Below are 6,275 nucleotides of genomic sequence, written 5' to 3'. Positions count from 1 at the left end.
CCACCCGCTGAGGTTGGGGCAATTGCGCCTTGATGGCCGGGTCGACGCCGTTCAGCATGTCGGCCAAGGAGGCGTAGGCGAGCACCGATTCCGCGGCGACCGGCCGCGCGGCCATCACGTGAAAGCCGTCGGCGTGGGCGCGTTCAATCGCCTCGAGCCAGAGCGTGGTCTTGCCGATGCCGGGTTCGCCTTCCATCACCAACGCCGAGGGCGCAGCAACAACCGAGGTTAGGAAGTCGGCAATCTCCGAGGCCTGCGGCTCACGGCTGACTACCCGTGCTGTCATGGATTCATGCTGACAGGCGGCAACCCTCGGGTCTATGCCTCAGCTACCTACTATGGAGATTCGTCGCCGCTGACGCCGGTGTTGTTCCCGTTGTCGTCGCCACGGCCGGTGAGCCTTTTGACAGCGTCGCGGAGGCCCTCGCGGATCCCGTGCAACCCGTTGCGGACGCCGTCACGCAGGGTGGTCAGGCCCGCACCACCGCCGCGTTCGTCGGCGGAGTTCGCGCCGGACAGCCGGGGACGATGCGCATTGCCATCGGACCGATGCTTGCCGTCTGCATCAGCCATCACGTCCGTGTTGGTGCCCTCGTCGGCGTCTGTAACAACATCCGGATCGTCGACAGGGTGCCTGTCCTCGACGACCGGAGGGCGCGCGCCCGCGGCGAGGTCCAGCGTCACGACGCGCTCGGACTCGCCACGCAGCGAGTCGGTCGTCGACATGTCGGCTTGTGAGGTGGCGACCGCACGAAGGAACTGGCCGATTCCGAAACCCCCAGAGAGCACGCGGTCTCTGATCAGCGCCGGAGCAGCGACGATGGCATTCAGGACTCGACCCGGTTCGCCGGAGTCCAGTGCCGCGGTTAAGTCGGACCGGAACTGTGCGACCGGGATCGTCGCCGAGTTGACCGCCTGCACGACCGCGTAGATGCTCGCTCTGAGCAGTTGACCGACCGCCAGATCGATGCGGCCCGCCGCTTGGTCGACGAGCGCCGCCTCCAGGGCGTCAGACGCTCTGGCCCGCATGTTTGCGAGCAGCAGTACCGGCGGGTCGTCGATGTCGCGCCTGAGCGAGTTGCCAAGGCTTGGGAAATTACCCGCCGGATCCCCGAAAACACTGTCGAGCGCCAGTTCGAGACTCAAGTCAGTCGGCGCCGGTCTGGCCAGCGCCGAACCCAGCAGGGCCTCCAGGTTCTCGAGGAGGTGTTCGACCGCGTCTCTGTAGGCGTCGAAGGACTTTGCCGTGTGACGGACTTCCGGATTGACGATCTTGATGTCGGGCGGAGTGGCGATAACGGGAGTGACGGCAAGGGCACTGGCTCCGATCACGGCAACACCGGCCATCACGTAGGGATGAAGAGCCTTGCGCATCGCAGGTCCCCTTCAACCGTTGTGACCACGACGACCCCAAAGCTACCTGGGAATCGGCTGGCAAACTTCCAAATAAGGGATCCGCCGCTGTTAGCCATAACGCGGCACGTTCGGCGCCATGCAGCGGGAGACACTTTGCCACCTACGACATTGCCATTGACCGATGGTTGCCGAGCTTTGCGGTCCAACGACCTGCCCGAAAAAAGGGACATAACCGTAAATATGTGCTACCCATCACTGAGGCCAAGCTACGGTATCCAGATCGCGAACTGCCACTAGGTAACGGGCGCGTATCAGCTATCCGACATTCACCACGTCAAGCTGCGTAAAAGGACTGCCCTGTGTTAGGCTCCCGTTAGCTGGAGGTCGCGGCGAGTACCGTGGCTAACGGCTTGAGCGGAGGAAGGGAGGCTTAGCTGATGCTAGCGTTCGACGCGAAGCGCACACCAGATTCGTCATCCCGCCCTGCCGAAAATCTCGTTGCTGCGCAGGTCACCGAGGTGCACGAGCCCGCAGTCGTACACAACTGCAGCCGGCTTGGCCGCAGTGCGAATCCGCCGGGATTCTCGTTCTCCGACTGGCTAAACGATCGGCGTAGTCGCTGAGAGCGACCTGATCAACGCCTGAGCCTGCGTACGAAAAGCGCCACCAGCACGACACCCAACCCCGCCAGCGACATCGCCACGGCCGGTTTTTTGACGAACCTGACCACACCCGACTTCACGTCGTCGGCGATTCTGCGCGGATTGGCCCGTTCTGCGAGCGTATCGACGGTGATGGCCAACTGGTCACGAGCCTGATCGATGTCCTGCTTGATGGTGTCGGGATCTCGATCTGGCACTGTCGTCCTCCATCGTCGGCGTGTGCGGGAGCAGTTGTGCTCCTCGCGTCCGCGCGGTGGCCCTGTACGCCTCGCGTCCGCACCGCCTTGCCGAACTACCCTAGATCAGCCGGCGCTAACCCCGACGCACCGGTGGAGAGAAGGAATCACCGGTGGCACAGACCCCACGCCTGGAGGCGGGCGACAAAGCCCCCGCGTTCAGCCTGCCCGACGCCGACGGCAACACGGTGTCGCTGGCCGACTATCGCGGCCGCAAAGTCATCGTCTACTTCTATCCGGCGGCGTCGACGCCCGGATGTACCAAGGAGGCGTGCGACTTCCGCGACAACCTGGGCGAACTGAACGAAGCCGGCCTCGACGTCGTCGGCATCTCCCCCGACAAGCCGGAGAAGCTGGCCAAGTTCCGCGACAACGAGAAGCTCACCTTCCCGCTGTTGTCCGACCCGGACCGCAAGGTGCTGACGGAGTGGGGCGCCTTCGGCGAGAAGACGATGTACGGCAAGACCGTGCAGGGCGTCATCCGGTCCACGTTCGTCATCGACGAGAAGGGCAAGATCGACGTCGCGCAGTACAACATCAAGGCCACGGGCCACGTGGCCAAGCTGCGTCGCGATCTATCGGTCTAGCCGCCGCGCCGGCCGCCGAGCCGATTCGACGCCGAAGCGGAATGAAATAGGACCGCAGTCCGTTTAGCATCTCCGAAGGCGTCGGACAGGCTGACACCTCGATGAAGGACGACGCGAATATGACTGCGACTGAGCGAATTACTGAACTTCTCTATCGAAACCTTCAGGAGGTCTTCGGGGAGGGCGATCCAGCCCGCCGGCACGCCGCCATCGAAGACTTCTACACAGACGACTGCGCGCTCTACGTCCCGGACGGCATCCTCGTTGGACACGACGCACTGGACAAGTTCGCGGGAGAACTACGTGCGACTCACCTCAATTTTGTCTACACGCCCCATGGAGAGCCGCAGGCTCTACACAACGCGGGAATACTGGCATGGGGGTCGGGCCCGAAAGGTGAGCCACCTGAATACACCGGGCTCGACGTTGTCGTCGTTCGCGAGAGCAAGATCGCTTCACTGCACGTCTTCCTCAATCCGAAGTTGTCGTCCGCCTAGTACAGCGTCATGGCGACGGGACACGTCGCGAAGCTGCGCGAGTTGTAGATCTAGCAGCAGAGTGGGTGCGCACGTACGAGCGCGCTGGTAACACTCTGTGTCCGTTCATCATTGGCGCAACACGCCTTTGCCGATGCTCACAATTGGCGTTGGAACGCGCTGGGTAAGCACTGGTTCGTACTGCGCTGCCATTACCTCCGCCGCCGGTCCGCTCACTGTCGAGGTCGTTCAGCGCGGCGTACACCGCCGGCGTCAACCACAACCGCGGGCGCGTAGCGGCCATCCACGACGCCCCGTTCCCTACGGGGCCGTTCATGCCGCGGTAGAGCCAGTAGGCGACGAAGTTGTTGTGTTCGTGATCGGGATGTGGATTAACAAGCCGCGCTGGCGCGTTCCGCATAAGCATGATGCACTCACCCGACGAAGTAGTCACCAGATTCTGTGCGCTGTGGTCCAAGCCAGATCCCGACGAAATCAGCAGCTGCTTCAGCGAAGACGCGGTGTACCGCAATATCCCACCGACGCCCCCGATTGAGGGCCGAGAAGCCATCAGAGCGTTCATTGCCGAGTTCTTGGCGAGGCTCGACGGCATTGACTTCATCGTGCATCGGCAGATCAGCGAGCACGGTGTCGTGATGCATGAACGTACCGATGTGCTGCGCCGAAAGGACGGTGCCAAGCTATCGGTGCCAATCATGGGTGTCTTCGACATCGCCGACGGTAAGATCGCAACATGGCGGGACTACTTCGAAACGGCCATCACTAGCACCTTCATCTAATGCCTGATGTTCGTCACGCCTTCTCCTACCAAAGCTTGAGACACCCCGTTCGCCGGCGGTCGATCGCCAGCTTGTTCCCCTCGAGTCCTTGGATTGCCGCAGGTAAATGCTGTTGTTGTTGCTGCTGGCATATGTACATGTTGATCAACACCACACCGGCGTCATCCGGTCCACGTTCGTCATCGACGAGAAGGGCAAGATCGACGTCGCGCAGTACAACATCAAGGCCACTGGGCACGTGGCCAAGCTGCGTCGCGATCTATCAGTCTGATCTCTCTGCTCCTCACGTCCGCGACGCCAGGTTCGCGAGCAGCAGCGCTTCGGCCGTCGCGGCACGCTCCAGTACCCCGAGGTGCAGGCTCTCGTTGATGCTATGCGCTTGTGTCCCAGGGTCTTCCACACCGGTGACCAGGATTTTCGCCGACGGGAACGCATCGGCGAACTCGGCGATGAACGGGATCGACCCGCCCATGCCCATGTCCACCGGCTCGGCGCCCCAGGCCTGCCGGAACGCATCGCGCGCCGCCTCGTAGACGGGCCCGCTCGCGTCGATCGCGTACGGCTGCCCGAGGTCGCCGGGGGTGACGGTGAGCTGCGCGCCCCACTGCACGTGTTTGTTCAGGTGACGGGTCAACGCCTCGAGATGGGCACGCGCGTCGCCGCCCGGCGCTACCCGCATGCTGACCTTCGCCCGCGCCCGCGGAATGAGCGTGTTCGACGACGACGCGATCGGCGTGGTGTCGATTCCGATGACCGTGATCGCCGGTTTGGCCCAAAGCCGTTGCGGCACCGACCCGGAGCCGATCTCAGCGACACCCGTCAGCATTCCCGATTCTTCGCGAACCCGGTCCTTCGGAAAGTCCACATCTGCCGCGGTCGCCTCGTGCAGACCCTCTACGGCGACATTGCCGTCGTCGTCGTGCAGCGACGCCAGCAACCGCACCAGCACGCTCAGCGCGTCGGGCACCACACCGCCCCACAGGCCCGAGTGCAGACCGTGGTCGAGCGTGGCCACCTCCACCACGCAGTCGGCCAGACCGCGCAGCGACACCGTCAACGCCGGAACGTCGGTGCTCCAGTTGTCGGAGTCGGCGATGACGATGACGTCGGCGGCCAGCGTGTCCTTGTGCGCGGCCAGCAGCCGGCCCAGCGACGGCGAGCCGGTCTCCTCCTCGCCTTCGACGAACACCGTCACACCGACCGGCGGCTGACCACCGTGCGCCCGGAATGCGGCGAGATGCGTTGCGATGCCGGCCTTGTCGTCGGCACTGCCGCGGCCGTAGAGGCGCCCGTCACGCTCGGTCGGCTCGAAGGGCGGCGACGCCCATTGAGCGTGGTCGCCCTCGGGCTGCACATCGTGATGTGCGTACAGCAGCACTGTCGGCGCGCCCGAAGGCGCAGGGTGTCGCGCGATGACGGCTGGTGCGCCACCCTGGCTGACGATCTGCACCTCATCGAACCCGGCTTCCGACAACAGCTTTGCCACCGCCTCGGCGCTGCGCTGCACCTCGGCTCGCCGCGCCGGGTCGGCGCCCACCGACTGGATACGCACAAGGTCTTCGAGGTTACGTCGCACCGACGGCAGCACGTCACGTACCCGTTCCACAAGATCGCTCATGGTTTCGAGGCTAGCCGGTCAGGTCTGCACCGCGAGCGTGCAGAGAATGCCAGAAAAGCGCGGCGTGTCGTGTACAAACACGCGCGCTCGCGGGGCGAGGTGCCCAGCTCACGGGGCGAGGTGCCCCAGCTCGCGGGGCGAGGTTAACGCTCCTCGAGGACGGCGACGGCCGCCGCGGTATCGGCTTCGTGGGTCAGCGAGAGGTGAATCGTCACATCCTTCAAATGCTCGGCGATCGCACCGGTCAGCCGCACCCGCGGCCTACCCCACATGTCGGTGATGACCTCGATGTCGCGATGGATCCCCTCAGGGAGCACCGGCCGCCTGGAGAACCGGGACCCCGACCACGCCTTGATCACCGCCTCCTTGGCCGCCCAGCGGGCCGCCAAGTGCCGCGCCGCCGACGAACTCTTGTCCGCGGCGTCGCGGCGCTCACCGGGTGTGAACGTCTCGGCGAATACCGTGCCCGGCCGGTCGACCTGTTCTGCGAACTCGGTGATCGAAACCAGGTCGATGCCCACGCCGACGATGCTCACGGTG

At 64.3% G+C, this 6,275-nt stretch carries 7 protein-coding genes and 2 pseudogenes; 4 read left to right on the top strand and 5 right to left on the bottom strand.

Annotated features, from left to right (window positions below):
- From QOC76_RS14560 to QOC76_RS14550, 3 genes and pseudogenes are all read right to left on the bottom strand, one after another.
- A pseudogene (locus tag QOC76_RS14560) lies at positions 1-286 on the bottom strand (LuxR family transcriptional regulator); the annotation flags it as partial.
- A 50-nt stretch (positions 287-336) separates the two neighbouring features.
- A complete protein-coding gene (locus QOC76_RS14555; protein ID WP_526357543.1) occupies positions 337-1,374 on the bottom strand; it encodes a hypothetical protein in 1,038 nt (345 codons plus the stop codon).
- 616 nt (positions 1,375-1,990) lie between these two features.
- Positions 1,991-2,215: a DUF3618 domain-containing protein gene (locus QOC76_RS14550; RefSeq protein ID WP_526357542.1), complete on the bottom strand. Its 225-nt coding sequence runs from the start codon at positions 2,213-2,215 to the stop codon at positions 1,991-1,993.
- Positions 2,216-2,367: 152 nt separating this feature from the next.
- Between QOC76_RS14550 and bcp the strand changes: the two genes are divergently transcribed.
- The 4 genes and pseudogenes from bcp to QOC76_RS14530 all read left to right on the top strand — a co-directional run.
- A complete protein-coding gene (bcp, locus tag QOC76_RS14545) occupies positions 2,368-2,841 on the top strand; it encodes a thioredoxin-dependent thiol peroxidase (protein WP_526357541.1) in 474 nt (157 codons plus the stop codon).
- 101 nt (positions 2,842-2,942) lie between these two features.
- Positions 2,943-3,338 (top strand): nuclear transport factor 2 family protein, encoded by a 396-nt coding sequence (locus QOC76_RS14540; protein ID WP_526357540.1) that lies wholly within the window; start codon positions 2,943-2,945, stop codon positions 3,336-3,338.
- A 404-nt stretch (positions 3,339-3,742) separates the two neighbouring features.
- Positions 3,743-4,117 carry a nuclear transport factor 2 family protein gene (locus tag QOC76_RS14535; protein WP_526357539.1) on the top strand — a complete coding sequence of 125 codons (375 nt, stop codon included), beginning with the start codon at positions 3,743-3,745 and terminating at the stop codon, positions 4,115-4,117.
- A gap of 157 nt (positions 4,118-4,274) precedes the next feature.
- Positions 4,275-4,388, top strand: a pseudogene (locus QOC76_RS14530) (peroxiredoxin); the annotation flags it as partial.
- 12 nt (positions 4,389-4,400) lie between these two features.
- Here QOC76_RS14530 and QOC76_RS14525 read toward each other — a convergent pair.
- Together QOC76_RS14525 and acpS are read right to left on the bottom strand one after the other, a co-directional pair.
- Complete coding sequence (locus tag QOC76_RS14525) at positions 4,401-5,735, bottom strand: dipeptidase (protein ID WP_526357538.1); 1,335 nt, start codon at positions 5,733-5,735, stop codon at positions 4,401-4,403.
- Between the two features lie 143 nt (positions 5,736-5,878).
- Positions 5,879-6,271 carry a holo-ACP synthase AcpS gene (gene acpS, locus QOC76_RS14520; protein ID WP_526357537.1) on the bottom strand — a complete coding sequence of 131 codons (393 nt, stop codon included), beginning with the start codon at positions 6,269-6,271 and terminating at the stop codon, positions 5,879-5,881.
- Positions 6,272-6,275: the final 4 nt, after the last annotated feature.

Source organism: Mycobacterium sp., from assembly GCF_032159565.1.
Lineage (GTDB): Bacteria > Actinomycetota > Actinomycetes > Mycobacteriales > Mycobacteriaceae > Mycobacterium.
The sequence above is the reverse complement of the archived record's forward strand: the minus strand, read 5'-3'. Positions and strand labels throughout refer to the sequence as shown.

Coding starts and splice junctions, on each gene's coding strand:
- QOC76_RS14555 (WP_526357543.1), bottom strand. CDS start 1,374: ATGCGCAAGGCTCTTCATCCCTACGTGATGGCCGGTGTTGCCGTGATC.
- QOC76_RS14540 (WP_526357540.1), top strand. CDS start 2,943: ATGAAGGACGACGCGAATATGACTGCGACTGAGCGAATTACTGAACTT.
- QOC76_RS14535 (WP_526357539.1), top strand. CDS start 3,743: ATGATGCACTCACCCGACGAAGTAGTCACCAGATTCTGTGCGCTGTGG.
- QOC76_RS14525 (WP_526357538.1), bottom strand. CDS start 5,735: ATGAGCGATCTTGTGGAACGGGTACGTGACGTGCTGCCGTCGGTGCGA.